At 68.3% G+C, this 1147-nt stretch carries 2 protein-coding genes; both read left to right on the top strand.

From position 1 onward, the window contains the following. Window positions 1-298: 298 nt before the first annotated feature. Window positions 299-796 (top strand): hypothetical protein, encoded by a 498-nt coding sequence (locus tag E1298_RS50030; protein ID WP_207945296.1) that lies wholly within the window; start codon window positions 299-301, stop codon window positions 794-796. 159 nt (window positions 797-955) lie between these two features. Beyond that, window positions 956-1144: a DUF5999 family protein gene (locus E1298_RS47090; protein WP_165976007.1), complete on the top strand. Its 189-nt coding sequence runs from the start codon at window positions 956-958 to the stop codon at window positions 1142-1144. Window positions 1145-1147: the final 3 nt, after the last annotated feature.

The raw sequence follows: 1147 nt of genomic DNA, 5'->3' as shown, positions 1-1147 counted from the left end.
GCCGGATGCGGCCGATGCAGGTCGGGGGCGGGACCGGGGGCGATTCAGCGGAGAGTGAAATCGGCCGCCGGGCCGCGATGGCCCGCCGACGTGGCCGGACGGACCGGATCCGCAGGCTGGACGGGGTTCGGGACCATGCCCGCAGTGGGTTTCGGACACCGGTCCAGCCATGATCCCGGCAAAGAATCTTTTCTGATCGACTTTTCCGTAAAGAGCCTTTCTTGTAGCGTTCGCAGCGTTTTGTGAAGTGAATTCATGATCGGACTTTCCCGCCACGAGATCATGTAAGGACGCCGCGATGCCCTTGGCGACAGGCTTGGCCGCGGCCGCGCTCCTCGGCCTGCTGACGCTCCTGGCCGCCGGACGGCGCGGCGCGCGCCGCCACCGCTCCCCTGACGTGCACCCGGAGTCGCTGACGGCCGTCCTGGATCCGGGCGACGAGGAGTACCTGGCCTGGCTGGCCGACCACCACTGGCCGGCCGACGAGTACCTCGACCTGGAGCACGAGTGGCGCGGCGAGCTGGATCACGGGGAGCCGGCCGAGCACTACGAGTCCCCGATGTGCCCCCAGTGCAACCAGCGCCGCGAGGACGTGTGGCCCTGCCCCAAGTGCGGGCGGCTGCTGCACTCCTCGTGCGGGCACGGGATGCGGCGCCGGTGGGTCGAACGCCCGTACCGCACCCACGGGACCAATCCGGAGGCGGTCATCGCGGAGTGGATCTGCATCGGGTGCACGTCCGTCGTCGGGCTCGACGTCGATCACGGCGACGAACCGGATGGCGGGCTTCTGCACTGAACGTCCCGGAATGCCCGATCCGCCGGGAGTTCACACGCCGCGAAGAGTAAAGAATTCCCCATCCACTTGCATATTTCGGACGAGCGACGGCAGGCTTGATCTATGTCCTTAATCACAGGGACACAGTGGAGGAACGCCGTGACCGTCCAACCGAGCCCGATCTGCCCGCACCGGCCGTCTTGCCCCACCCCGGACGCCCGGGACCGCGAGGCCGCCCGTACCGTCGCCAACCACCCTGAACAGGGGTGGAGCCTGCTCTGCAACGGCATCGTCGTATTCGAGGACACCGGCGAACTCCTCCCCGACGGCCGCGTGATCGCCCCGCACCGCCCAACCACCGCCGCCTAGACG

It is taken from the genome of Actinomadura rubrisoli (genome assembly GCF_004349215.1).
GTDB lineage: Bacteria > Actinomycetota > Actinomycetes > Streptosporangiales > Streptosporangiaceae > Spirillospora > Spirillospora rubrisoli.
The sequence above is the reverse complement of the archived record's forward strand: the minus strand, read 5'-3'. Positions and strand labels throughout refer to the sequence as shown.

Excerpts from the sequence above, each read along its gene's own strand:
- E1298_RS50030 (WP_207945296.1), top strand. The coding sequence starts at position 299 with ATGCCCTTGGCGACAGGCTTGGCCGCGGCCGCGCTCCTCGGCCTGCTG.